This is a genomic window from Planococcus sp. 1R117A, from assembly GCF_051417975.1.
Classification (GTDB): Bacteria; Bacillota; Bacilli; order Bacillales_A; family Planococcaceae; genus Planococcus; species Planococcus shenhongbingii.
On the sequence record NZ_JBPRLO010000005.1, the window covers coordinates 49393 to 76022 of the forward strand.

Below are 26630 nucleotides of genomic sequence, written 5' to 3' on the forward strand. Positions count from 1 at the left end.
CCCGGCACTGGCACCCTTCAATTTAGAACGCCCCAGATCCTCCGCCACCGCCGCCAACTCCTGCACCAGAACCTGCCGTGCCGCTGCTTGCACTGGCGGCAGTAGTCGAACCGGCTGATACGAAAACGGCCGTCATGAATATCGGATTCATGACAAAGCTCGAATCGTCTGCTGTCGCTTGGGCGGAAGTGAAAGCCGCAACTTTCCGTTCGGCGGTTGTTGGGTCGCTGCCGAGCAGGTAGGCATAGGCGCGCTGCTTTTCATCCAGCGTCAGCCGTTCCCACTGTTCAGCTGGCAAGTTTTGCATGGCCGATTTCAGTTTTCGCCAATGATGGCGGATTTCATGCCCTTCGAATGTGATGGGCGTGTAGCCGATGGCAAAGCCGAACGCGAGCAACGCCAAAGCGATGGAAGCCGCCATCCAAGGGAAGAGCTGGTAGATTCCGGTATAGATGGCGAGTCCGATGAATATGGCACCCAGGATGCCGGCAGCTCCGCGCAGATCACGGTGCTTCTCGTAATAATTCTTTTCTTTCACTTCCAGGCTGACGCCTTTATTCCATTCGGCGATGGCGTCGTTATACCCCGCATGATTCAGTTCGTTTTTCGTGAATTCTTCCACTTGCTGAAGCGTGAATTCCTGGCTGTCGCCGATGCGGTCGAATAACAGCTCGATCAAAGTAGCTTCATGAGTATGATCGATTTTTCGGTGGATCAGCTCAAAATGATCTTCCGTGAGCTGCCGGATATTGCCTTTTCGCATAAGCTCCAGGACGGCTGCCGAGATGGCATTCGGCGACAGGAACACTGAGTTTGTGAAATAAAGAAGCGCCGGAATGCTCATCGACTCTTTCGGTACAAAAAATTCATAAGGGACTTTACGGATTTGCCGTTTCCGCTGAATAGCACGCATCCATGCCAAGAAAATTCCGGACAGCAGCAAAACGCCGCCAATCGAAATGGCTGGAATCCCGACGTTCTTTGCGGTTTGCTGATTCTGGGCGAAAGCCGCTGCTTCATTTTCCAGTTGCTCCTGGTCTTTTGCAAGTTCGTCGCGGACAGTACCGTCCATTGTAGATGCACCCGGGAACAGTTCGGGTTCAAAAATCGCCCGGACATTGGCGTTTTCGCCGTCCGGCACATAGCCCAACTCAAACACTGCAGCACCGTCATCTGTGACACGATCTGTGCCGAAAGCTTCCTCGTAGCCGAGAGCTTCTGTATTTTCAGCCGGAGCGGGGGGAGTGACGGCAATCGTCATGTCGCCATATTCGCTTTCGTTGCTTTCGTCGAAGAACGCCCAGTAAAACTGCGCACCATCTTCAAATTTTTCCACCGCATTGGCAATATCATAACTCAGTTCGATTTCAATTATGTCGCCATCCTCACCTGAGCGGTAAATCTTGTAAAGGCCATCTTCCATTTCCACCCTCAATGATTTGCCGTTTTCCGAAGCCGAGAAATTCTCGATGGCCGTTCCTTCTTTTTCAATAAGGCTGCGGGTGATGCCATTAAAATCATCATCGAATTCGTACGTGAATCGTTCCGTGACATCCGCTGTGCCGTCCGCGTTTAACTGCGCATCGATCCGGACTTCATTAATGTCAAAGTCAATCGCGTATACCTGCACGGGAACCAGCAAAGCTAAAATAAAAACTAATGCGTATGGAATGATTTTTCTCTTCATGATCCATCACCTCTTGTACAAGCATACGGATGGCGCTTGAAAAAGTTTCAAGGAGGGAGGCGGAGGCTTGTCTTTAAACGAATGTAAATAGCTCTGAAAACAGAAAAACCCCAAATGGATCACTTTATTTAAAGTGTATACCATTTGAGGTTCAGTTTAATCTACTCTATTCCCTAGAAAAACAGTGTTATTTTTGTGCGTTGCTGTGTTCCGGAGGATTGCCATTCTTTTGGCCGTTTCCTTTATTCCCATTTCCTTCTTTGCAAACTCCGATCGCTTTTCCTTTTCCATTCCCTGGTTTTTCGCACGCCTCTGATGATGCCGTCATATTTCCGTTTTTATCAAAATAAATCGTTTGAACATCATCGTAGACACGGCGTTCTGTTTTGACCAAGTCATAGTTGTCATCAAGAATCGGGAAAATATAGACGGGTGATAGGGTTAACTTCGCACCGTTTGGCATGTTGGCGAAGTCCATTTGCAAATGGCCATAATGCAGTCCGCCATCAATTAACTGTTTGACGCCATTTTCATTCGTCTTCCATAATTCGGGCTCATTTCGGCTTGCACTCCACTCGCTGTGCGAATTGTAGTCGAGCGGTACAAGCTGGCCGTCTTCATTTCGAACCATTTTTTCGCCGCGTAAGCCATCTCCCGCTACACCGACGTCATACGAATGAAAGCCAGTGCCATCCTCATTTGAATCAACCCAGCTGCGTTCAAACATTTCATCATGTCCAGACAGGACCACAGCTACACCGTATTTTTCAAACATCGGAGTATACACTCTCATGGCCACACCAGACTGGCTGTCCGGGTGCTCGTGATTTGGCGGCGTACCATGGACTCCATTTGAATACGCAGCATGGTGGAATTGGACAAGAACGATTTGCCCTTTTTCGCGTGCATCTTTCAATTGTTCTTCTGCCCATTTGTATTGCTCTGTACCTGGGTTAAAGTTTGGCAAGTCGGAATCTTCCGGGCTTGTCCCTTCGAATACTTCCGTAAACGCTTCGTTATAGGCTTCAGCTGTAAATTCATTTTGTGTGTCTGTCGTATAATACGGATCACCCGCAGCACCTTCTTCTGCCCATACCTCTTCCTTCAAGACAGAATCATCTTCGCTGTATTTTTCGCCAGTCAAGGTTCCTGTTTTCGCTGATTCATCAGGAACGCCATTTGTGGAGTCCAATGTCAATAAAGTCACCGGACCGATATCTGTCCGGTAATAAGAATCTTTATACTGCGGATTATTCGCATCCCCAGGCGTATCGAAATATTCATGGTATCGATTGCGTGAAATCACGGCAGGTGTCCGGTCAGCATCACTGCCATATCCTCCGTTTATGGATGCATATGTTTCCCAGTTTCCTAAAGCAGGCAATAAGGGGGTACGGGAAGCCAGATCTGTGTAGTCACCTGCAAAATGACGCCAAAATTCATCCCAGGCAGGCTGGAATCCTGAACCTTGTCCAAGGTCACCCGCGATAAGCAGTGCATCCGGGTCAGCCGCCTCGATATGGGCTAAGTTTTCATTTAACGCCGTTTGCTGATCAAGCGGATAACGGACCAAAAACATATCATTGCGCGATTTGTTTCCATATTTCTGATCAAAGGCGGACCCTTTGCCTGGACGCTCCTCTGAACCCGGTGCATAGGTGTTCACCGGATGCGATTCCCATTCCCGATGTTCTAATGCTCCGTATGGTTCTGTTTCCGCGTCAGAAAAAGCGACCAATGTTAAATCGTCCCATTTGTCGCGTTCCGGGTACGTTTTAAACGTGGCATGATGCGTTTCTTCTCCTTGCTTTACTTTATACGAATAGGTGGAATTCGGCTTTAGCCCTTCAATGGACACCGAGTGCTTATAATTGGCATTCGATTCCAGCCATGATCCTTGTGGAATGGTTTCTGTTTTGCCATTTCCGCTGTCATACGTTAATTCCTGTTTTAACTCTTTTTCCGTGTACTCCATCAAGTCCATGTAATATGGATCCGACGTGACGGTTTTCTTGCCTTTGATTCCCGGGCCTGTGACAGTAACGGTACTAGGTTCATCTAATTCGGATACCCAGCTGATCTTCATAGATGTACTGGCTGGAGACTGCAGATAGGGCAAGACCCGGAATCCTGTTTCCGGTTCACGCAAGGCGAATTCAGAACTGTCTTGGCCTTCCTCTGCCAGTGGGCTTGTCGGCAGCAGGCCCGAAATGCCGATTAATAGAGCCATTGTTGAAATGGTTAGCTTGCTTGAAAATGCCTTCTTCACTAGAACACTCCCTAACTTCAATTGTCTCTACCATTTTACCAATCCATTATTTCTAGGAGATGACGCCACTGTAAATAACTATGGAGCTTGTGTAAAGAAGCCGGCTTCTAAAAACCTGGTTCCAGGAAGGAAACAGATCAAAAAATTTTGTTTATAAACTCCGAGTTAAATTCCATACATTTGCCTGTCTATAAAATTAGATTTTAGAGCGGCGGTTCTTGAGTTTTATTCAAGATGAATAGATCATTTAGGAAATGTGTTGCTTCTTGGAAAGTAACATTAAACTTTTGAATCTTTTATAGCGTGTGTTCCGTATAATTAAAGCGAGATGGAAAAAATACTCATCTTCCGAAGGGGTGCTTTTGAAAAGTCTTATCTAATCTAATGACTTTTTAAAGCTTCGTTTCTCACTTACTCTTTGCGAAAGGCATGATTTAATGGGCACAGTTTCACTTGTCATCTTCCTCTTTTTTCTCCCGTGCGCCTGGTTTTTCTGGACCAGCATGAGTTTGAAAAGCGGCAAAACCGGGAAATCCCGCTGGAGAATATCCCTAGCGGCTCTTATTGCAGTGGTCCTCATCAGTGTTGTTTTGAACTACTATTTTTCCAATGCCTATCAGCTTTCTTTTTTTCAGAATGGTTTTGAAAGCACCATGGCCATCATTGTTACCGCAGCGTTTCTGCTTGTTATTACCATCATTAACGTGATTGTAAGCATCCTATTCAAAGGCGCCCCGAAATCCTTCCATAACCCTAAGGCGGTATGGATTTTCACAGCGGTGTTCTGCGCAATAATCCTGTTTTTCACCATGTGGGTTTATCCGTTAGGGGAGAAAGCCTCCTATATCCAAAAAGTTGAAAAGGCTTTAGCCCTGTCCGAGCAGCAGCAAGCCGATGAGGAAATCACCGTCCTGTTTATGAGTTCTGAAAAGGACTGTTTACGGACTACAAACTCAAATTGCACTAACGAAAAGTATAAAAACACATTTTTCCTTAAAAACAATTTAGATACACAAAAAGAGATCCAAGTGCGGATTCGGGCACTGGATTCCAAACAAAAAGAATTGAAGGTCATCGAATCTGATATTATGACGCTGGAAGCGGGAGAGTTGAAGTTGGTCGAGACGGAGGAATCGTCTGAACTGGAGAGTATCTGGAGCCGTTCTTCCTTTGAAACCGATACTCGGGTCCATTCCTATGAATCTTTGTATAGATACCGCGATAACAACTAAAAAAGCTTCCATCTGTGTCAAATACAATTTAATAAATCTGCGTAAGAAATCCGCCCATCCAACTATCGGGCGGATTTCTTTTCTCATGGCATTAGAAAAGTCAAGCAGCTAATATGTCCCTTTTTTATAAACCCTGAAAATAATATACAGAAATAGTATAGTAAATTTAGGAAATTAATTTTATTAATTAGAAGGAGGAAGATTGATGGCAGTTTTGGTGAAAGGGCAAAAAGTGGATTTAACAAAAGCGAATCCCACACTGGCAAAAATCAAAGTAGGGCTTGGATGGGATATCGGCAGCAGCAATCAAACTTTGGATTTAGACGCGGTTGCTTTGATGGTGAATGCGGCAGGACAACTGGCTAATAAAGAAAATATCGTTTTCTACAATAACTTGATCAGCCGGGACGGGGCAGTTCAGCTATCAAAAGATAACCGAACGGGAGAAGGGGCGGGAGACGATGAACAAATCATCATCGATTTAAAAAAGATTTCTTCCGACATTCAGAAAATCGTCGTGGCCATTCATATTCATGAAGGGGAAGCGAAAAAACAAGATTTCAGCCAAGCGAAGAACGCCTACATACAAATCGATGACGCTCAAAGCGGACAGTTGTTGCACCGATTCGATTTAGGAACAGATTTATTGAAAGGTACCGGAATTATTGCTGGCGAAGTATATCTGCATAATGGAGAATGGAAGTTTTCGGCAGTCGGACAAAGCTTCGTCAGAAGCCTGCGTGACCTATGTGCAACGCATAACTTTCAAGCGGAGCCTGCTTTCTTTGTGAAGGCGCCAGTCAAGAAAGAAGCGCCGAAAAATGCTGGAACTTCTTCTTCAATCAATCTCACGAAAATCGAGTTAAAGAAGACAGGCGACAAGATCAATTTAAACAAGACCAGTTCTCCATTAGGCGAAATTTTGGTGAACCTGAACTGGAATCAAAAAACGGCGAAAGGATTTTTGTCATCGGTTTTAAATTCCAGCTCTTCTGTCGATTTGGATCTGGGCTGTCTCTTTGAATTGGAAGACGGCTATAAAGGGACGGTTCAGGCTTTAGGAAATGCATTTGGCGACTTAACCTATGAACCGTATATTGCTCTTGACCATGACGATCGAACCGGCGCAGTTAAAGGCGGCGAAAATCTTCGGATCAATGGCAATAAAATAACCAAGTTCAAAAGGATTCTCGTTTATGCATTTATTTATGAAGGAGCGGCAAATTGGGCGGAGGTTGATGGAGTCGTGACCCTCAAGCAGCAAAGTGGGCCGGATATCGAGGTTCGCCTGGATGAACACCGGAAAGGGAAAAGAATGTGCGCGATTGCACTTCTTGAGAACGTCAATAACGAAACAATGAGTGTGAAAAAGGTAGTTGAATATTTCAATGGCCATCAGGAAATGGATAGAGCATTCAACTGGAATATGAGGTGGGGCGCTGGTTCGAAATAAAGGTCCTTTAAGCAAGAGATTTGAAGCAGTACAAGACAACAACCCTAATGCAGTTAATACACTTGAAGTGGGTAGACTTCCAGAAATTTTATTTCGCATTCACTAATACATAAGGGCCGTGTCAGAAACTGGTTAGTTTCTGACGCGTCCCTTTTTTACACTACTAATATTCCCCGTATATGGCGACCCACGTATTCACGCCGACAATGCCGTCGACTTTCAAGCCTTTATCCCTCTGATATTTCCGGACATTCTTGTCGGTCTCGGCCCCGAAAACGCCATCAACCGCCGTTTTTAAGCCATAATGATTCAATGTCCATTGGAGAAGTTCCACTTCAATGCGCTTACTTCCTTCGCGCAGGATGAATTGATGCTCCGGTGCGATGTCCATTAGATTTTTCAATTCAGCTGGCAGCTTGTCTTCCTGAACTGCAGCTGCATGGCTTGTGGCTTCCACCGGCTGTAAGGAGAAGGGAAAGGCAATCAATAACCCGAATGCCAGCAGCATTGGAATCCATTTCTTCTTCACGGCTGATTCCTCCTGGAATTATAGTTGCCTCCAATGTACCCAGTCTAGGATGAAACGAAACGGTTATTTTTTATTTCTAATAGTTTACATTTATGTGTTAGTTCTGTCATTGGCGTTGCCAAGACGTTATACTTAATAAAAAGAATCATACAGGAGGCGTACGTCTTGGGGTTATTCGATAAAATAGGACTTTTTAAAAAGCCGGAAAAAGAAGAAAAAATCAGTGGCATTTCATTGAAGAAAAAAGCGGCAACAATTGTGTTAGAGAAGAAGAAATTGACTGGAGTTTCTGCCAGAGTCGGTGTGGTGCTTGATATTTCGGGTTCGATGAGAAAACTGTACAACGAAGGTGTCGTGCAGGATGTAGTGGAGCGGGTGCTGGCGGTCGCAAGCCAATTCGATGATGACGGCGAGCTGGATGTTTGGGTCTACGACAACGAATTCTCACGGCTGCCGGCAGCGACCGAAGCGACGTTCATGGGCTATGTAGAAAAAAACATCTTGTCAAATACGGGCGTCCATAAATTCGGCCGCAACGATGAGCCGAAAGTGATGGAAGATGTGATCCGCAAGTATACAAAGCAAGACCCGAGCAATGAGCCAGTGTTCCTCGTTTTCATCAATGATGGCGGATGCAAACCGGGCATCAAGAAATTCATCGTGGAATCATCGGGCCAGCCGATTTTTTGGCAGTTTGTCGGGATTGGCGATTCGAATTTTGATGTCTTGCGAAAACTTGATACGATGGGCGGACGCGTCGTCGACAACGCGAACTTCTTCCATCTCGACGACATCAGCCAAGTATCGGATGAAGAATTATATGATCAGCTGTTGAATGAATTTCCGATGTGGCTGAAGGAAGCGAAAGAAAAGCAGATTTTGAAGTAAAGAACGATGCCAGTCTTGTTAAAATCGCGCTCCTGTGCACGACACAATTTAAGATATGCAATCATACTGCATAAGAAAGCCGATAAAATCAGCAATGGAGATATCGTCCTCATTCAATTGAAAGATCACGAACACTGAAAGTCTGTGATTTCAATAAATAACAATAAAATCCAAACGATTTTCATCGGTCATGGTATGATTTGAAGAGAGCCGTGTTTCACGCAGTGCTTAAATCGCTGTGTTTGCCGTCTGTACAAGTTAAGTTGAAACGGAGGGTTTATTATTTACACATTGGGATTTGTCATCAGCCATAAAAACAACGAAAAACGCCGGGCTATTTTGCCGAAGGATATGTCGGGCATCAAGTTTCCCGAGCGCCTGTATTTTGAACAGGGCTACGGAGAAGCATTAGGCATAGCGGACGAAGAATATAAGGCGCACGGCGTCCATATCGTCTCGCGCGAACGCGCATTGGAATGTGAAGCGATTGTTGACGTGAAACTTGGCGACGCCGATTATTTCGACCAAATCACTGAAGGCAAACTATTGATCGGCTGGGCGCATGCTGTCCAGGACATCCGTTTCACTGACGCGGTGCTAGCGGGCAACCATACGGTCATCGCATGGGAAGAAATGTTCGAAGGCGGCCGCTATATCTTTTACCGCAACCGCGAAGTAGCGGGCGAAGCGGCTATTCTTCAAGCGTACCAGCATGTCGGCAAAATGCCGTATGAAACGAAAGTGGCGATCCTTGGCAACGGCCATACCGCCAAAGGCGCGATGCGCATCCTCCACGGACTGGGCGCAGAAGTTGATGTGTTCGGGCGTAGGCTCGAATCGCTGTTCCGCGAGAAAATGACCGAATATGATGTTCTCGTAAACTGCGTTATGTGGGACACGAAACGCACAGACCGCATCATCTACAAAGAAGATTTGAAACGTTTGAAAAAAGGCGCCACGATCATCGATGTCAGCTGCGACCCGGAACTGGAAATCGAAACGTCACGCCCGTCGACGATCGACAATCCGGTGTACACAGTTGACGGCATCATCCATTACACAGTCGATAACACGCCGGCCATGTTCCCGCATACCGTCACAAAAGTGTTGAGCGAAGGTTTCTGGAGCATGCTTGATGACTTGACGGAAGGCAATTGGTCCGACATGGTCAAAGAAGCAGTCGTCATTGAAAACGGCCGCATCATCGACCCAAACATCACCGAGTTCAGAGAAGCACGCGGCTTGTTGGTGAAATAAATTAAAGCAGACTCCCGCACAGGAATTTGGTGCGGGAGTTTTTTTGAAAAAACGCTTTTCTGGATAATTGCCGATTGATACTATATATCAGGAATGGGAAAACTGTTATACAAATAAAAACGGCAATGCCTAAGCATCACCGTTTCTGCTTCTATCTATATCAACTCTCGCATATGGTTAAAAACCGTGAACCTCATAAACTGTTCTTCCGCTCATTTATTTCACTCGAAAGTTCCAGCTGCTTACTCACCGACCATGCCGTCATTATCATTATCCCGCATATGGGGGTATAACCAATGATCGCTCGTGATGGGCATGCTGAAACCTGCTGCTTCTGCTTCTTTGATCGTCACTTGTCCGTTGCCGTTTGTATCGACACTCGAAACATCCCCGCCTGTGTTTGCAGGGGCTGACTCGGCAGGGACACTCTCTGGGGTTGGACTGCTTGAATCAGCAGGCTCACTGCCTGTTAAACCGAGTGATGCGTTTACTTCATCCGGGTTCACGTTGTCAAAGGTATCAACGACTTCGTTGCCCATGACTGTATAGGTATACTGGTAACTGGAAGGGATTTGCGTTTCCGTATCCGGATAGGTGATGATCGCTTCAAAATTCGTTGCTCCGCCTGCATCGCGGATTACTTTTTCCATATAAGCCTGATCGCCATGCCGGTTGAGCGTACTTTCCTGCGGGGTGATGTTATAGGCATTCGATACTCCTCCAAGAGAATCCGCAATGACATGTCCTTCATCTAAAAGGTCACTTTCGACGCCCGGAACTTTCGCCTCATCTGAATAGTATCTGCCAGACGATGTTACCGGTTCGCTGCTGTCATCTTGTATAACGAGTTCGTCCGCAATGACACGCACAAGTTGCCCGTATTCATTCGTAAAGGCCCAGTATTCACGGTCCCCATACCCGATATCAACGACGACGTTGGCTTCGCGGTATCCAGACACATCACCGCCATCCACTTCGATCAGGTCATATCCGGCAAACCGGTCATTATTCAGTTGGGCTGCTGCTTCCGCAGCGGCTTTTTCTTTAGCTGCCAGTTCCTGCGCTTCTTTCTGTTTCGTAAGCTCTTCAGCCTTCGCTTTTTCTTCAGCTTTTTTCTCAGCCGCCAGACGCGCTTCTTTCTCTTGCGCAAGCTTCTCAGCCGCTGCTTTTTCTTCGGCTTCTTTCTCAGCTGCGAGGTGAGCTTCTTCTTCTTTTTTCTTATCTTCCTCCGCAGCCGTCTGTTCACTTTCAATGCCTTCTGCAGTTTCTACTTCGTCTGCTGTAGATCCGACTCCAATAATAGAACCAATTATCACTGCAAATGAAACACCCGCCGCTAGTCCAGCTTTCTTAACAGTCAGCCCTTTTTTGAACAAAGCACTGACGAGCAACATCACGATGCTCGCAGCAAAAGCCAGTAAGGCAACCAGCAGCAATAAAACAAATAAAACATCCATTTATTATTTCCCCCTGTTTTCTCTCTTTCTAGATCTATATTGCTATTTTCCAAAGATGAATATAACACAATTTGGAAGGTAAATACTAGGGGATGGTAAATTTCCGTTTGGAATTATCTGTATTTGTTAGTTAATTCAATCATATACGCGTTATAAATAGAACCAACTCGGATTAGAATAAAAGTTACGTAACTAAAAATAGGATTTAAAAGTGTGGTTTTTCTTTTTATTCACCCTTATAAATTATTAGAAAATGGCATCTTTTACTTGAGAACAAAATGAAAAGAGCTTCCGCGGAATGCGGAAACTCTTTTTTTGATGGATATCAACTGGCTTCCGGAAATTCTTTCTCTACCTTTTCAGTCAGTTGTTTAATAATGGTTTCATTGTAGATAAGTTCTTCATCCAAAAGAATCATATATCCTTCGTATGGTGAAGACGAGCTGATTAGTTCATAGGCTTCCAGGTATGCCTCTAAATCGTACATATCTTCATCCTCCGATGATTCTTCAGCAGCTGTTTTGATCAATTCCAATGATTTTTCAGGGTTGATAAGCACATAAATTTCCGCAAGCGTCGTCAAATCATCAATCCGGTATTCAGGGTCCCCATTTTCAAGGTGTCTTTCCATGAATTTAATCGCTTCATTAAATTGGCCCTGCATAAGATAAAGGTCGGTCTGCATCCATGCCAGTTGACTTAAATCCTCATCCGAGGCAAGTGCTGAAAGCTCGTCAATGATGCCAGCTGCTTCTGCATAGTTACCTTTTTCCATCGCTTCATAAGCAGCGTTATATTTTTCCTGCTCTGTTTTGCTTTCCTCAACCACGTCATCAAGGAAGGTTTTTTGGAAATCGCCAAGCGTCATGCCGGTTGTTTCTTCCAGCATTTCATAGAATTCACTTGGCAATTTTGCAGGCAGAAAAGTCTTCAATACATCTTCTCCATGTTCATTGACAAGCGACTCGACCGCCAAAAAACTTTGGATGTAGGGATCGTATTTCCGTGTATACGTGTCGTGGAAAGAATAGTTATAATCCAATAGATGGAAATCAACGGTTTCAACGTCTTCCAGCTCATACCAGTCACTGCTTTCGCCTGCGAGGTAGTCAGCAGTTCCTTCTTCAAACCAAGACGGCAGACGTGTCTCAGCCAATCTATGTGTTTCGGAATATAGATGGCTTTGATGATGACTATATTCGTGAAGCAAGATGATATCCCAAGAATAATCGTCCGGGACCATATGGATTTCCTGGGTAGAATAATCATAATAGCCCCTCGCTTCGTCATGACCAGTCGCTTCTGCCAATGTATCGAAATCATCATGGAAAACAATAGTCAGGTTGCCTGTGTCTTCATTGCCAAAAAAATCGGCAATACGCCCTTTTTCCCGTTCCAGAAACTCATCAATTTTACTGATTTCACCTTTTGTTGAAGAAGTATACGAATAAGTAACATCGTTTTTCTCCATAGTGCCTGACAAATCCTGATTCGTACTGCTATTCCAAAGCGACGAAGCCAGCGTTTGGGTTTTTTCGGCAGCTGTAAAATTTCCCGTGAGCTCTTTGGCTTCCAACAAGGTATTCGCAACAGCGAACAAGCCGATTGCCGAACTGAGGTAAACGGTCAAAATCAGAAGACTCGCGACTTGCATCCGGCTGGTCAACCGTATTTTTTTGAGCTGTCCGATTTCGATGCCGTAGAGGCTGAAAGCAAGTACAGCTATGCAAAGTGCCAGCAACACTAAGGAAATCAGAATTCCAAGCACCAAGCCTTGACTAAATATCAGCCAGTAACTGCCAATACTCATCCCTATAAATATAATTATTAACATTATTGCTTTTACTAGAAATTTCAAGTCGCTCTCCACTTTCCATTTAAAATTAACTCAAACTATATATCTGCCGAATGAAAAGGAAGAGGGCGCTAAATTCAGCTATTACTTACTTTTTCGCCTCGTGTAACATACAAAAACCTGCTTATAATAAGGAATAGTATCAGAAGATTTTCTACTAAGTTTTCTATATATTAACATTTATTGGTACTGGAATATATCTATTTTCCTTAAGTATTTAGTCTTTATTTAAAATGCTTCGATTTACTGAAAAGGGGGGATTGTGTAGCTCCCTGGGAAGCAGAAACAAGCGCACAGCCACTCGGTTTACAAAACCCAATCTCATTGGTATATTGACTGTGAATACGATAACCCCAAATACGGATAAGGAAAAGAGGTTGGAAAAATGGATGTGAGATTTCCTATTGGAGAATTAGAAGTTCCTGAAGACGTGAAAGCTGAGCATGTGCAAGAATGGCTCGGGAAAATCGGCAGTTACACGACGCGGCTGCGGGAAGTGGTCGATGGCTTAAACGACGAACAGCTCGGTAAGAAGTACCGGGAAGGCAGCTGGACTGTGCGTCAGCTGGTGCACCATATTGCGGATTCACAGCTTACTATGTACCAGCGCCTGCGGCTGGCTTTGACGGATAACAATCCGACGGTTCCGGCTTTTGATCAGGAAAAATGGGCGGCGCTTCCGGATAACGATCTGCCAGTGGAAAGTTCGATCCGGATACTGGAAGGCTTGAACGAACGGATTGTGGCACTTGGGCAGCATGTGACGGATGAGCAATTGGACCGCGTCTTCACCCATGAAACGAACGGTGAAATCAGCGTCGCCACGAAACTGGCGAAACTGTGCTGGCACGAAGAGCATCATTTGGAACATATCAAGATCGCCTTGGCGAACTAAATCGCTCTCATGCGTCAATTATTATTTAAGCTATACAATAATTTCATATTAGGAATCCGCTCTATTTACCAATGGAGCGGATTCCTTTTTTTGCTTTATGGGCCCTGAAGAGGAGTATTTGTAGCGGTTTACACTCTTCTGATCCGGAAAATACAATCTCTTTGTCACATGGACAGAAATTAGCAGTTGGGCACAAAAGACGGAATAGTTTGAGTTTGGGACCGGGTAAGCGTAATCTTATAGCAGAGAAGAGAGGAGTGAACGTGAATGGAAAAAGCAATACCAGAAGTGACGTTGAACGACGGCACCATGCTGCCGGTTACCGGACTCGGTACATATGGCCTTTGGGGCAATGCAGGGGCGAACGCAGTGAGCAGCGGGATTAATGCCGGTTACCGGCTGATCGATACGGCCTATAATTATGAGAACGAAGGAGCAGTCGGGGAAGGGATCAAGCGCAGCGGCATATCCCGCGAGGAATTGTGGATTACTTCCAAGCTGCCAGGCCGCTATCATACTTACGACAAAGCATTGGTTGCCATTCAGGAATCGCTGTACCGTTCAAAGCTGGATTATTTAGATTTGTATGTGATTCACTGGCCGCTTCCAAATCAAGACCAATACGTGGAAGCGTGGCAGGCTTTGATTGATGCGAAGAAATGGGGGCTCGTCCGATCGATTGGCGTGAGTAACTTCCTGCCTGAGCACCTGGAGCGCATCATTGGCGAGACCGGGGTAACGCCGAGTCTCAACCAGGTTGAATTGCATCCGTTCTTCATTCAGGAAGAACAGCGGCAAGCGCATGAGAAACACAATATCCAAACACAGTCATGGAGCCCGCTTGCCAGGGCTGTTGATATTCTGTCGAATGAAACAATCCGTAAAATCGCCGGGAACCACAATAAGTCCATTGCTCAAATTGTGCTGCGCTGGCATTACCAGATTGGCTCTGTTTCGATTCCGAGATCCACTTCTCCTCAGCGGCAGCGGGAAAACCTGGAGATTTTTAGTTTTGCCTTAAGCGAAGCTGAAATGGCTGAAATAGCCGAGTTGTCACGTCCGGATGGCAGACTGAATAGCCAGGATCCAGCTACCTATGAAGAGTTTTAACATAAGCATTGGGGGCACCTCATTCCATCAATCGCACTTCAAGGAAAAAAACAGTTCTAAACGATACTGAACCTGTACAAAAATTTATAGTCCAACCCATGGCACACCCGCTGCAGCATATTGTCGGGTGTGTTTTTTCATGTTCTTTGGCTGAAATTTACAGGATAACAGTTTTACCAAAAAGCCAATTCGGGAAGAGATAGGGGAGGAGGGGTATATCTATGGATTCATTTAAAGCGATTGTCGTCAAAGAACAGGAAGACGAAGTGATTTATGGAGTGGAACAAATAAGCGAGGACCAGCTGTCAGACGGTGAGGTCCTTATTAAAGTGGCGTATTCTTCGATCAATTACAAAGATATGTTGGCGGTACAGAAAAAAGGGGGCGTGATCCGGAACTATCCGATGATTCCCGGGATCGATTTGAGCGGTACGGTGGTCGAGTCGGCAGATTCCCGTTTTCAGGAGGGACAGGAAGTGATTGTCACCGGATTTGAAATGGGCATGAGCCACACAGGCGGGTTCGCCGAATATGCCCGGGTACCTGCAGATTGGGTGGTGCCGCTGCCAGAAGGTTTAAGCCTGCGGGACGCCATGGTTTTCGGAACAGCCGGCTTCACGGCTGCATTGTCCATCCTGGCATTGGAACAAAACGGCATGGACCCGAAAAACAATCCCGAAATACTGGTGACTGGATCTACTGGCGGCGTCGGCAGCATCGCGGTACAGATGCTCGCTAAAATCGGCTATCAAAATATTACAGCGCTGGTCCGGAAAGATCATCAAGTGGACGTAGCGAAATCACTCGGTGCGCATACCGTCATTTTCCCGGACGACTTAGGCGAATTGAAAAAGCCGTTGAACAAAGAAAAATTCGATTATGTACTGGATACCGTCGGAGGGGATGTTACCTCTGTTTTGATCCCGCAGCTTTCCTACGGCGGCAGCATGACCGCCTGCGGAATGGCAGCCGGTGTTGAGTTAAAAGCAACCGTTTTGCCGTTTATCTTGCGAGGAGTCAATTTGCTCGGCATTGATTCCGTCAATGTGCCGATCGAAAAACGGCCTGCGATTTGGGCGAAAATGGCGGATGACTGGAACATTGCGGGAACGACTTTGGCAGAGGAGATTCCGCTTGAAGAAGTGCCCGGCACGATTGAGGCCATCAAAAACGGAGAGCATTTGGGACGGACCATTGTGAAGTGCTAGCGAATCGCGGGCTAATTCCAAGTTTGCATAGTCTGGTGTCGATCTTGTAGAGAGATATTCTTTGGACGAAAGCAAAACAGCTATCGAAAGGATCGGTTACTATGGATGAAAACACGCTGAAAAAAACGAAAATATTCACCGTTTTAAATCTGGTCGTTTATTTTTCAACGCTCGGCGTCAACTATCTCGGTTCTTCAGGATTTTTTAACGGAAATACCCAAAAGGATATCTCAGACAAATACACGACGCTCATATCCCCGGCACCTTTTACTTTTTCCATTTGGGGCGTCATTTACAGTTTGCTGCTGGTTACGCTAATTTACTTATTTGTAAAAAGAAAAGATAAGAACGTCAGCCGGCTGGTTTTATTGATTTCTCCATTATTCATCGTGAGCTCTCTATGCAATATGGGGTGGATCGTCGCGTTCTCTTATGAACGGCTGGGCATATCCACCATTTTGATATTTGGCATGTTGTTCTCCTTGCTCATTATCGTGGAAAGAATTTATAAAAATCGCTTTGAATTTCCTTCCACGCTTGCGGGGCTCAGTTTTACTTTCTATGGTTCGTGGGTGTTCATTGCGACCATCGTCAATATTTCTTTGTTTTTAGTGCAGCTGGAGTGGAACGGATTCGGGATTTCCGATTCCGTCTGGACCATCATCGTATTGGGGATTGCCATCGCCTTTGTCCTCTTTTACTTGTGGCGGTTTAAAAACGCCGCCTTTCCGATTCCTTTAGCTTGGGCTTTCTTTGGGATCTACAGTTCGTATACGAGCGGACGGCTCGATCCGGCTATGTCCTCGGCCATTCAAGGAGTTCTTTTAGCCGGGATCGGGATCTTTGTTATTGCTGCTGTGTGGAGATTTGTTAAAAATGGAAACGCTCTTTTCCTGAGACATACAGGTTAAGCGCGTTCTTGAAAGACAAGTAAATTTAGAGGAGGAAATTGCATGGAGTTCTTGAAAGTGGAAGGCAAGGTCAGCCCTGGAAAACTGGCCGTGAGCATCATGGTGCCGGTTGTCGGCGGCTCATTAGCCGGCGCGTTCGCAAACCGCAATACCCAAGAAGAGTACGCAAAATTGAAAAAGCCTTCCTTTTCTCCGCCGCCTTGGATTTTTCCTTTGGCATGGACCGCTTTATACACTTCCATGGGGATGGCAAAATACCGTGCGGCTCAAAAAGCCGCGTTGAAAAACGAAGCGGGGAAAGTGCTGGTCCCTTACAATCTGCAATTAGGCCTGAACTTCCTGTGGTCATTCCTTTTCTTCAAATGGGGGCTGCGCGGCACCGCGCTTGCGGAAATGGTTTTGCTGCTCGCCACGATCACGTGGACGACGTATGAATTTTACCAATACGATCAAACCGCCGGCAATCTCATGATCCCTTATATCGCTTGGGTAATGTTTGCAATGGGCTTGAACAGCTCAATTTGGAAGCTGAATAAATGAATGACAAAAAAATCGCGTTCCCGGGAAAGAAAAATTTTAAATGGTTTGGCCATACACTAAAATTTATATCAGATAAATAGCCGCTCCGAGGAACTCAACATTCTTCGGAGCGGCTATTTGTTTTAGTCATACTGATAAGTTATTTGGGAATTGTCTGTTTTCATGGAATGACCCAAAGCGCTTTCCCATCATCCAATTCAAAACGCCGCAGATCGCACGTAATAAAAGTTGAAGAGAGGGAACGTTAAAATAATATTTGGCATAGAGCATGTTACGATGAACGGTATAATCTATCTTAAATAAACTAATATAGAAGGTGACGATGAGGATGTTTTATATTAGTACAAAAAAGCTTTTGGCAGCAGGCATGATGGCAGGCCCCTTATTTACACTTTCTTGGTTAATAAATGGTGCTGTTCGTGAAGGATATAATCCGCTGCGGCATCCTGTCAGCTCATTGTCTATCGGCAGCAACGGCTGGATACAGGCTATTACTTTCCTTATTGTTGGCATCCTGCTTTTAGGGTTTTCGTTTGTTCTTATCCGAATTTTAAAATCTCAAGGAGTTTCAGTTGGCGGTGCACGTCTCATAGCATTATGTGCAATAGGGTTGATCGGAGCAGGCCTGTTCGTATGTGATCCTTTGAGCGGTTATCCATCCGGATTACATACAGCTCGATCAGATAGAAGCATTTCCGGCATACTGCATGATATGTTTTCTGCGTTTCTTTTTATTGGGTATCCATTTGCTGCTTTCAAGTTCTATAAAATATTCCTGCAGAAGAAAGAGCCTGCTTGGGCAAACTACACCATAGTTTCAGCATTTGCTTTTATTTGTTTTTTCATTATAACAAGTATGGGTTTTGGCCAAGTAACAGGTTTTGTTGAGTACGGAGGGTTATTCCAGCGTATTACGTTAACGATATTTTGGATTTGGGTGACGTTGATTTCTCTCTATTTTTTGCAGCGAGACAGAAAAGTAGTAATGAAATAATAAAAAACTGTGCTTTGATAAAAAGGGGAAGGCGTCTCTGGGTATATATAATGAAGTAGAAACTCGGCAGTTGAACGGCAACTACCGGTTTAATTCACTAATTACATTTTGATTGGTGTTCTTATCGTTTGTCTGATGGTGTCGCTCCTTGGGAAGTATAAAACAAGGTCATTCAAATAGAAAGCAAGGTGAATAAACCATGAAATCTTATATCATCAGAATCGAACTCGAACACTCCGATCCGCTGATTTGGCGGCAGGTAATCATGCCGGCAGGAGCCACCTTCAATATGCTTCATGACATAATCCAGCAGGTGACAAATTTTCAGAGCGGCTATCCCTTAGGCGGATATCACCTGTTTGAATTCGATTTGGCGGAAGACAATATCCGGGTGACGAATGACGAGGAAGCCTACCTCGAGCATCAGTATTTCAAGAAGAACCGGAAAGAGTTTGCAGAGCGGCTGAAGAACATGGAGCCTGAGCACAAACGCTTTGAGGAAGCTTATCAAAAGCGGCTTTCAATGGTAGTCCGGAAGCCTTCAGGCATCAAGGTTGATGAATATTTGGAGAAGCACGGTGAGCTTCTTTACAGGTACGATTTTGGCGACAGTTGGGAATTTCGGATTCGATTGGAATCGATTGTCGATGATTATTATTTCGGGTTTCCGACGCTGCTGGACGGAGCGGAGACGGCACCACCTGAAGATGTAGGCGGCATTCATGCATTTTATGAGTTCCTGCAAATTTACCGCAACCCGCAGCATCCCGAGCACAAAGAAACGAAGGTCTGGGCAGACAGCCAGTACTTCAAAGAATATGATCCAGACCGAATCAACGGCAGACTGAAAAGCCGGATGTACAAAAAGACGGAATGGGATAAAATCCAACATGAAAACCATCGGGTGATTGAGGACAAATACCGGAAGAGTTGAGCAGCTGCTTCATATAGAAGAATCACCACTTCTAAGGAAATAAAATCGATGAGCACGTCCGGCATTTGGTAACCCGTTCAGTTGAGTGGTATAAAAGAAGAATTAACAATGCGTTTAGACCCAAAATCAGTAATGATTCCAACAGTCTTCTTCTCTTGTTACACCGTGCTTTTTCACGAATAACAATGCCTTTGATACTGCAATTAGCATGATTTTTGACAAGGTGACAATAGCCCTTGTTATATCCGGAAATCGTGTTGAGTCAACAGCCAATTCCATTGTTAAGGGCTTTGTTAAAGATTAGTGCTGATAGTAAAAAAAAGAACTTCCAATTGTCATGAAAGGTCTATTTCGTATTATAGGTTTATTAAACCTGAGCGCGCTTTTAATCAAACAACCTTTTATTGATAATTACATACGTTATTGTTAATAAAGCTAACATAGCAATTACAAGAACAGTTTTTTCATAAGTGTAATCAATAAAGCTATGGATAACTACTAACAATCCTAAAGGCAGGAAAAATACTCCTCCTGCAATTTTACCTAATAAAGATTTATTTTTTATGTTTTTTTCATTAAACCCAGCTAATAGCCACGTTTGCTTTTTTACAGCTACCAAGTAGGAAACAAGTAAAAAAGCTGTTCCGATAATTAATAATCCGTAGTCCATTTTCGACCCTCCTGAAACTGTATTTATTTCCCAATAATCTTTTTACGATTCTGGGTATAAAAAGTTTCAAATTTAGCTAACTTGAATCGTGCTGTGCTTCTTGAATAATAGGATTTAATCGAAAGGATAGCGTTTGCTATCCTTTTTGCTTTTCACGAAATTAAAAATAGCACCCAAAACAGGTGCTGAAAGCACAATGTCAATATCTCTCCTAATTTCAATCTGGAACCTGCGGCAAATAGGTTGCTACTTCTGATGTTTGTCCCACTAAATGGAACGGGCAAGCATTTGACCAGGCGTGTTTTTGAATGTTCTCCTTCCTTTAACAACGACAACCCATAAGCTAGAATTCTTGTAGTCACCCAGAGCTTATGCTAATTTGGATAAATGAACCAATAAAAGAAAAGAGGGATTTATTTATATGAAACCACAATATAAAGCTTTATTCGAAGAAATCACCTTGCCGAACGGCGTCGTGCTGAACGACCGTTTAGGCGTTGCTCCGATGACTACATATTCAGGGAATCCGGACGGCACCGTATCCGATGAAGAACTTGTCTATTACCGTCGCCGCTCAAATATCGGAAGCTTGTTCATCTCCGCATGCATAGCGGTTTCTGAAAACGGCCTCGCATTCCCGGGACAATTTGTCGCGTATAACGAAGATGTCATGCCGCGTTTGACGCGTCTGGCGACTGAGATGAAAGCGAATGGCAACAAGGCGATCCTGCAGATGCAGCACGGCGGACGCCAAGGGCAGCCGGATTTGATTGCTGCGAACGAAACGGTGGCCCCAAGTGCGGTCGGAGGATCTGCCCATAAGCCGGCACCACGTGAACTGACAGAGGAAGAAATCACAAACATCATCCGTGATTTCGGCGAAACGACGCGCCGTGCCATCGAAGCCGGTTTTGACGGAGTCGAAATCCACGGTGCCAATACGTACCTGATCCAGCAATTTGTATCGGAAATGACGAATCGCCGGGAAGACGAATGGGGCGGCAGCTTCGAAAACCGCTTGAAATTCCCGCTTGCCGTTCTTGCGGAAGTAAAGCGCGTGGCAGTCGATTACGCAAGCGAAGAATTTATTATCGGCTACCGTGTGTCGCCGGAAGAATACAGTGAAATGGGAATCGGTTATACGATTGAAGAAACTAAAATCCTGACCGAAAAGTTGATCGAAGGCGGCATCCATTACCTTCACGTGTCGCTCATGGATTTCAAAAAACGCCCTCATAATGAAGCAATAGAAGGCAGCATCGTCGAAATCCTCTCTGAGCAAATCGCTGGCCGCGTGGCATTTGTGGTCGTCGGCAGTATCACGAAACCGCAAGACGCAATTGCCGCACTTGAAGAAGGCGCGGATATCGTCGTGATGGGACGCCAAGTGCTGGCAGATCCGGAATGGACGGAAAAAGTGAAACAAGGCAAAGAAGACGAAATTTATAAGAACGTACCGAAAGAGCGGATCGGCAAGCTCGATATTCCGGGACCTCTTTGGGAAAAGATCGTCCAGTACAAAATGGTGGAAATTGAAGAAGGCGTAAACGTTTAAGTTCGAATACGAATCAGGAAAGCTCTCTAGCCAAAAGGCTAGAGAGCTTTGTTTGTTTTATTATTCATTTTAATGGAAAGGCAACTAATTTCTAGTGCATACCATTTTAATATTTTAATGGTGAATCTTGAAATGTACTATTTGCTCTTTGCCGCTAACACGTTTGAAGCTAAATTTATGATCTTTCATAATTACCTCTAAAGCAGAGTTTTCTTTATGTATTCCTGTAAACCGTTCGTAAAAGTGTATGCAATTCCGTGAACGTTCGTAAAGTGTTTTGATACGTTTATGAACGCTGTTTTTGCCGTTTTTCAGCTGTTTTTAGAGTGTTCGTAAACCTGTACTTTTACGAACGCTTTTATTTTCAGTACTCCTACCTTCACTAGTTTTTATTGGCACACTAAGCTTTAAACTAATGCTTAAGAAGTGGCACGGAAAGTCCGACTTACAATCATCACTGAGTCGTATCTATTGTTTCTGAGAGGATTTAGAGATATTCTTAAATTGTTATATACCCCGTGGGGTTTATTTGCGACAGAGGAGGCGAAGGCATGAAAGTCTTATGGAATGCTTTGTGACCGGCTCAACGATTTGCGTTCCTGGCAGGAATCGCGTTTCTATTTTTTACACTTATAACGAAGTTTTACTAATTCAATTAAAATGCAGGATGTTTTATTCGGTTAAATGAGGGAATTTTACCAAAAGAACAAGTTCGCAAAAAGAGAGGAGCAACAACATGTTTAATTACACGGTGGAAACTTCAAAAAGCAGAGATGAAGCGGTACGGGATCTTGAAGAAAAATTGACGGAAGAAAAGTTTGGTGTCCTGTGGAATTTCGATTTGACTGCCAAACTCCAGGAAAAAGGGGAGAGCTTTAATACGCCTTTTACGGTACTGGAAGTCTGCAATCCGAAGGAAGCGAACCGGGTCCTGTCTGAAGATTTGATGATTGGCTACTTCCTTCCCTGCAAAATTGTCGTGTATGAAGAGAACGGTACAACAAAAATCGGGATGCCGAAACCGAGCGCGTTGACTGAAATGGTTGAGAATGAGTCAATTAAAAAAATTGCGTTGGAAATCGAAGAACGGTTGATTGGATGTATCGATAAGTCGGTGTAACAGCTACCAACTCTATTTTTTTTCTAAAATAGTATACCCCAGACGGTAATTGTTCGATTGTTTAAAAGAAGATGAAGGATTGTCTTCTGCTCTGCAGCCTCTGCCTTATAGCAGCAGATGTTTGCGGATGATCCTTCATTTATCCCGGCCAGTTCAAAGGGTTGATTTCATACCCATGAGGGTATATGATAGGTTTATGAGATTGATTCTTTAACAGGAGGCAAGAGAGTGATGGAATACGATAAACAAGTTCAAAACCGGTTAAAACGGATTGAAGGCCAACTTAAAGGTGTATTGCGGATGGTGGAAGAAAATGAAGACTGTCGGGATGTCGTCACCCAGTTATCGGCTGTGCGAAGTGCAGTAGATCGTGCCATCGGCGTGATTGTCAGTGAGAATCTGGAGCAATGTGTCCGGGAAAGCCTTGAAAAAGGGGAAAGCACAGACAAACTTGTAAAAGATGCAGTCAGTCTGCTCGTCAAAAGCAGATAAGGAAGCCCTCAATCTTTCGGGTTGACGGCTTTCCTTATGCATGTTAATATACCCCAATGGGTATATTGAATATCCGTTGAGTTGCTGATTTTTTATTTGAGATTTTAAATACCCCTAGCGGTATATTGAATGGAGGAAACAAACAAGTGGATCAGAAAAAGACAACAAACATCATTTTATTCAGTGGGGATTACGACAAAGCGATGGCCGCTTACATCATCGCCAACGGAGCAGCAGCTTATGATCACGAAGTGACCATCTTTCATACGTTCTGGGGATTGAATGCACTCCGAAAAGACAACCCGCCAGCGGTGAAGAAAACATTCCTGGAAAAGCAGTTTGCCAAGATGATGCCGCGAGGCGCGGATAAGATGGGCTTGTCCAATATGAACATGGGCGGCATGGGAACGAAAATGATCAAACAGGTCATCAACAAGCACAATGCGATGACAATGCCGCAGCTGATTGAAATGGCGCAGGAGCAGGAAATCAACCTTGTGGCGTGCACGATGACGATGGACCTTCTCGGGCTGAAGCAGGAAGAATTGCTGGAAGATGTCACTTACGCCGGTGTAGCCGCATATCTCGCGGATGCCGAAGACGGCAACGTCAACTTATTCATCTAATAGAAGGAAAAGAGGGGAAACATGGATACTTGGGTAATGATTCTAATCGGAGCTGTCATTGTCTTTATCGGTTACCGGGCTATGTCACCGGCAAAAGGTGTGAAATCCATTTCCACTGACGATTTAAAACCTGAATTGAAGAAAAAAAATAAACAATTCATCGATGTCCGGACACCGGCGGAATTCAAGGCGAACCGCATCAAGGAATTCAAGAACATTCCATTGAATGAACTGCCTAAGCGCACGGGTGAACTCGATGTGAACAAAGAAACGTATGTGATCTGCCAAAGCGGCATGAGAAGCAGCAAAGCAGCTTCAATCTTGAAGAAAAAAGGATTCGACCACGTGATCAATGTCAGAGGCGGCATGGGAAGCTACCGTCCTTAATTTGGAGGAGGAAAAAAGATGAATCGCATGACAATTCAGGAAGTACAAGAATACATCGAAAATAATAAAGACGCATCTCTTATTGATGTACGGGAAACAGAGGAAGTAAAGGCAGGAAAAATTCCTGGCGCCGTCAATATCCCACTAGGCCTTATCGAGTTTCGCTTACAGGACATCGACAAGTCAAAAGAACATATAATGGTATGCCGTTCCGGAAACCGCAGCGGTCAGGCAACGCGCTTTTTGGAAAGCCAAGGGTTTAATGTCGTCAATATGGACGGCGGCATGCTGGAATGGGAAGGTCCTACGGAATAAATTTTTTTACTTTAAAATATACCCCCACGGGTAAAATGGAGGAATTCACATGATTCAAACGGATAAAGTACTGGATGCGAAGGGGCTTGCTTGCCCAATGCCGATTGTTAAAACGAAAAAAGCGTTGAAGGATATGGAGCCTGGCCAGGTCATCGAAGTGCAGGCGACCGACAAGGGGTCGCTCGCAGATATGAAAGCTTGGGCGAAGAGCAGCGGAAACCAATACCTCGGAACTACTGAGGAAGGCGATGTGCTAACGCATTACCTCCGCAAAGCGGACCAGTCGGAAGAAAAAGAGGAAGTCCAATTTCCGCATACCGTGACAAACGCTGAGTTGCAAGAGCAGCTCGGGCGTGATGATGTCATCGTGCTGGATGTCCGGGAACCGGCAGAATATGCATTTGGCCATATCGGAGGGGCAATCTCCATTCCACTTGGCGAACTGGAAAACCGGACACAGGAATTGGATGCTGAAAAAGAAGTGTTCGTCATCTGCCGCACCGGCAACCGCAGCGATTTTGCAGCAAAACAATTGACCGAAAAAGGCTTTAACCGCGTGAAAAACGCCATCGAGGGCATGACCCAATGGGATGGCGCAACAAATCAAAACAACGCATAAGCAACTTAACAAAACAACTTAACTGGAGGAATTACAAATGGCTGGAAAAACAGCAATCATCGCATCAAACGGAACCTTATTCGACGCTTACAAAGTCTACAACATCGCCACTGCAGCAGCGGCAAGCGATCACGAGGTGGCCATCTTCTTCACCTTCGAAGGATTGAACCTAATCCACAAGGAAGCATATGGCCAATTGGCGCTTCCGGTAGGCAAGGAACAACTGGCAGAAGGCTTTAAAAGAGCCAATGTGCCGGCAATTCCGGAACTGGCGGAAATGGCGCAGGAACTCGGCGTCAAGTTCATCGGCTGCCAAATGACCATGGACGTCAACGGGCTTGAAAAAGAAGCTTTCGTGGACGGCATTGAAGTTGGCGGAGCGGTGACGTTCCTGGAGTTCGCCAAAGACGCAGACGTCACATTGACATTCTAATCTAAAAAATTTTAACGAAAAATATACGGGTGGAGGTATTCAAATTGACGATTAAAGCAATGACAGCAAAAGAAGTGGCACGGAAAGTGATTGATAACGAACCGTTGTTCATCCTGGATGTACGCAACGGCGATGCGTTCGCGGATTGGAAAATCGAGGGCGGCAACATCCAGTATTTAAACACACCTTATTTTGATTTATTGGACGGGGTCGAAGAAGTGGTTTCGGAACTTCCAACAGACAGAGACATTCTCGTCGTCTGTGCAAAAGAAGGGTCGTCGGTGATGGTTGCGGAGATGTTGTCAGAAGAAGGCATCGATGCGGCGTATCTTGAAGGCGGCATGAAGGCTTGGAGCGACCATTTGGAACCGGTGAAAGTCGGCAATCTGAAAAATGGCGGGGAGTTGTACCAATTTGTGCGCCTTGGCAAAGGCTGCTTGTCGTATATGGCCATTTCGGACGGCGAAGCCGCACTCATTGACGCAACACGCATGACGGCCAGTTACCTGGATTTCGCAAAGGAAAAAGGCGCAATGATCAAGCATGTATTCGATACCCACCTTCACGCGGACCACATTTCCGGAGGGCGTGCAATTGCAGAAGCGACCGGCGCAGCGTATTATTTGCCGCCTGCAGATGCAGAAGAAGTCGTATTTGATTACGTTGAGTTGGTAAACGGATTGACCGTGACACTTGGCAGAACTAAAGTGGAAGCTCTTTATTCGCCAGGCCACACCATCGGTTCTACATCCTTCATCTTGGATGACCACTACTTGATGACAGGCGACATTCTGTTCATCGATTCCATTGGACGCCCGGACCTTGCGGGACTGGCAGAAGACTGGGTCGGCGATTTGCGGGAATCCCTTTACACACGCTATAAGGAATTAGCGAATGATTTGGTTGTTCTTCCGGCTCACTTCATGATCATGGATGAACTGAACGAAGACGGCAGTGTCTACAAGCAACTCGGCGACTTGTTCAAAGAAAACCATGGCCTAAACATTGAGGATGAGCAGGAATTCCGCGACATGGTAACGAAAAATTTGCCGCCGCAGCCGAATGCTTATATGGACATCCGCAAGATGAATATGGGGAAAATCATGCCGGACGAAGAAGTGCAGCGTGAAATGGAAATCGGACCAAACCGCTGTGCGGTACGCTAAGCAAGAAATACGAATCAACTAAATAACT

At 45.1% G+C, this 26630-nt stretch carries 26 protein-coding genes; 20 read left to right on the forward strand and 6 right to left on the reverse strand.

Translation table 11 applies throughout. From position 1 onward, the window contains the following. Window positions 1-22: 22 nt before the first annotated feature. Window positions 23-1687, reverse strand: a complete 1665-nt coding sequence (locus ACSFXN_RS14950) for a DUF2207 domain-containing protein (RefSeq protein WP_437150872.1) — start codon at window positions 1685-1687, stop codon at window positions 23-25. Between the two features lie 187 nt (window positions 1688-1874). Continuing rightward, window positions 1875-3956 (reverse strand): metallophosphoesterase family protein, encoded by a 2082-nt coding sequence (locus tag ACSFXN_RS14955; protein WP_437150873.1) that lies wholly within the window; start codon window positions 3954-3956, stop codon window positions 1875-1877. A gap of 437 nt (window positions 3957-4393) precedes the next feature. On the opposite strand from ACSFXN_RS14955, the gene ACSFXN_RS14960 reads away from it, so the two are divergent. Continuing rightward, the gene (locus tag ACSFXN_RS14960) at window positions 4394-5188 is read left to right on the forward strand and encodes a hypothetical protein (protein WP_437150874.1); all 795 of its coding nucleotides are present in this window, start codon (window positions 4394-4396) and stop codon (window positions 5186-5188) included. A 205-nt stretch (window positions 5189-5393) separates the two neighbouring features. After that, window positions 5394-6641, forward strand: coding sequence for a TerD family protein (locus tag ACSFXN_RS14965; protein ID WP_437150875.1), 1248 nt, complete (start codon window positions 5394-5396; stop codon window positions 6639-6641). Window positions 6642-6804: 163 nt separating this feature from the next. Here the strand turns inward: ACSFXN_RS14965 and ACSFXN_RS14970 are convergent, their stop codons facing one another. Then, the gene (locus ACSFXN_RS14970) at window positions 6805-7170 is read right to left on the reverse strand and encodes a peptidoglycan-binding domain-containing protein (protein WP_437150876.1); all 366 of its coding nucleotides are present in this window, start codon (window positions 7168-7170) and stop codon (window positions 6805-6807) included. 219 nt (window positions 7171-7389) lie between these two features. On the opposite strand from ACSFXN_RS14970, the gene ACSFXN_RS14975 reads away from it, so the two are divergent. Continuing rightward, complete coding sequence (locus tag ACSFXN_RS14975) at window positions 7390-8058, forward strand: vWA domain-containing protein (protein WP_437151158.1); 669 nt, start codon at window positions 7390-7392, stop codon at window positions 8056-8058. A 291-nt stretch (window positions 8059-8349) separates the two neighbouring features. Then, window positions 8350-9315, forward strand: coding sequence for a N(5)-(carboxyethyl)ornithine synthase (locus tag ACSFXN_RS14980; protein WP_300991519.1), 966 nt, complete (start codon window positions 8350-8352; stop codon window positions 9313-9315). A gap of 242 nt (window positions 9316-9557) precedes the next feature. On the opposite strand, the gene ACSFXN_RS14985 is transcribed toward ACSFXN_RS14980, so the two are convergent. Together ACSFXN_RS14985 and ACSFXN_RS14990 are read right to left on the reverse strand one after the other, a co-directional pair. Then, entirely contained in the window at window positions 9558-10772 is a 1215-nt protein-coding gene (locus ACSFXN_RS14985; RefSeq protein ID WP_437150877.1) for a DNA/RNA non-specific endonuclease, read from the reverse strand. A 325-nt stretch (window positions 10773-11097) separates the two neighbouring features. Then, window positions 11098-12606, reverse strand: coding sequence for a tetratricopeptide repeat protein (locus ACSFXN_RS14990; protein ID WP_437150878.1), 1509 nt, complete (start codon window positions 12604-12606; stop codon window positions 11098-11100). Between the two features lie 406 nt (window positions 12607-13012). Between ACSFXN_RS14990 and ACSFXN_RS14995 the strand changes: the two genes are divergently transcribed. From ACSFXN_RS14995 to ACSFXN_RS15025, 7 genes are all read left to right on the forward strand, one after another. Then, the gene (locus ACSFXN_RS14995) at window positions 13013-13522 is read left to right on the forward strand and encodes a YfiT family bacillithiol transferase (protein WP_437150879.1); all 510 of its coding nucleotides are present in this window, start codon (window positions 13013-13015) and stop codon (window positions 13520-13522) included. A 267-nt stretch (window positions 13523-13789) separates the two neighbouring features. Next, complete coding sequence (locus tag ACSFXN_RS15000; protein ID WP_437150880.1) at window positions 13790-14632, forward strand: aldo/keto reductase; 843 nt, start codon at window positions 13790-13792, stop codon at window positions 14630-14632. Between the two features lie 221 nt (window positions 14633-14853). Further along, window positions 14854-15840 (forward strand): YhdH/YhfP family quinone oxidoreductase, encoded by a 987-nt coding sequence (locus tag ACSFXN_RS15005; protein ID WP_437150881.1) that lies wholly within the window; start codon window positions 14854-14856, stop codon window positions 15838-15840. Window positions 15841-15941: 101 nt separating this feature from the next. Beyond that, a complete protein-coding gene (locus ACSFXN_RS15010) occupies window positions 15942-16751 on the forward strand; it encodes a tryptophan-rich sensory protein (protein ID WP_437150882.1) in 810 nt (269 codons plus the stop codon). A gap of 42 nt (window positions 16752-16793) precedes the next feature. Next, entirely contained in the window at window positions 16794-17291 is a 498-nt protein-coding gene (locus ACSFXN_RS15015) for a TspO/MBR family protein (RefSeq protein WP_437150883.1), read from the forward strand. A gap of 328 nt (window positions 17292-17619) precedes the next feature. Then, complete coding sequence (locus ACSFXN_RS15020; RefSeq protein WP_437150884.1) at window positions 17620-18285, forward strand: DUF998 domain-containing protein; 666 nt, start codon at window positions 17620-17622, stop codon at window positions 18283-18285. A 199-nt stretch (window positions 18286-18484) separates the two neighbouring features. Beyond that, the gene (locus tag ACSFXN_RS15025; RefSeq protein ID WP_437150885.1) at window positions 18485-19219 is read left to right on the forward strand and encodes a plasmid pRiA4b ORF-3 family protein; all 735 of its coding nucleotides are present in this window, start codon (window positions 18485-18487) and stop codon (window positions 19217-19219) included. Window positions 19220-19604: 385 nt separating this feature from the next. Here the strand turns inward: ACSFXN_RS15025 and ACSFXN_RS15030 are convergent, their stop codons facing one another. Next, window positions 19605-19889 carry a DUF3784 domain-containing protein gene (locus tag ACSFXN_RS15030; protein WP_437150886.1) on the reverse strand — a complete coding sequence of 95 codons (285 nt, stop codon included), beginning with the start codon at window positions 19887-19889 and terminating at the stop codon, window positions 19605-19607. Window positions 19890-20310: 421 nt separating this feature from the next. On the opposite strand from ACSFXN_RS15030, the gene ACSFXN_RS15035 reads away from it, so the two are divergent. From ACSFXN_RS15035 to ACSFXN_RS15075, 9 genes are all read left to right on the forward strand, one after another. Continuing rightward, the gene (locus tag ACSFXN_RS15035; protein WP_437150887.1) at window positions 20311-21444 is read left to right on the forward strand and encodes an NADH-dependent flavin oxidoreductase; all 1134 of its coding nucleotides are present in this window, start codon (window positions 20311-20313) and stop codon (window positions 21442-21444) included. A 736-nt stretch (window positions 21445-22180) separates the two neighbouring features. Next, complete coding sequence (locus ACSFXN_RS15040) at window positions 22181-22564, forward strand: DUF302 domain-containing protein (RefSeq protein WP_437150888.1); 384 nt, start codon at window positions 22181-22183, stop codon at window positions 22562-22564. A gap of 231 nt (window positions 22565-22795) precedes the next feature. Further along, a complete protein-coding gene (locus ACSFXN_RS15045) occupies window positions 22796-23056 on the forward strand; it encodes a metal-sensitive transcriptional regulator (RefSeq protein WP_432527725.1) in 261 nt (86 codons plus the stop codon). Between the two features lie 146 nt (window positions 23057-23202). Further along, complete coding sequence (locus tag ACSFXN_RS15050) at window positions 23203-23682, forward strand: DsrE/DsrF/DrsH-like family protein (RefSeq protein ID WP_437150889.1); 480 nt, start codon at window positions 23203-23205, stop codon at window positions 23680-23682. A 21-nt stretch (window positions 23683-23703) separates the two neighbouring features. Then, on the forward strand, window positions 23704-24069 hold the full coding sequence (locus ACSFXN_RS15055) for a rhodanese-like domain-containing protein (RefSeq protein ID WP_437150890.1): 366 nt from the start codon (window positions 23704-23706) through the stop codon (window positions 24067-24069). Between the two features lie 18 nt (window positions 24070-24087). Then, window positions 24088-24384, forward strand: coding sequence for a rhodanese-like domain-containing protein (locus tag ACSFXN_RS15060; RefSeq protein ID WP_437150891.1), 297 nt, complete (start codon window positions 24088-24090; stop codon window positions 24382-24384). A gap of 49 nt (window positions 24385-24433) precedes the next feature. After that, a complete protein-coding gene (locus ACSFXN_RS15065; RefSeq protein WP_437150892.1) occupies window positions 24434-25003 on the forward strand; it encodes a sulfurtransferase TusA family protein in 570 nt (189 codons plus the stop codon). Window positions 25004-25040: 37 nt separating this feature from the next. After that, window positions 25041-25436, forward strand: coding sequence for a DsrE/DsrF/DrsH-like family protein (locus ACSFXN_RS15070; protein ID WP_437150893.1), 396 nt, complete (start codon window positions 25041-25043; stop codon window positions 25434-25436). A 44-nt stretch (window positions 25437-25480) separates the two neighbouring features. Next, window positions 25481-26602, forward strand: coding sequence for an MBL fold metallo-hydrolase (locus ACSFXN_RS15075; RefSeq protein ID WP_437150894.1), 1122 nt, complete (start codon window positions 25481-25483; stop codon window positions 26600-26602). Window positions 26603-26630: the final 28 nt, after the last annotated feature.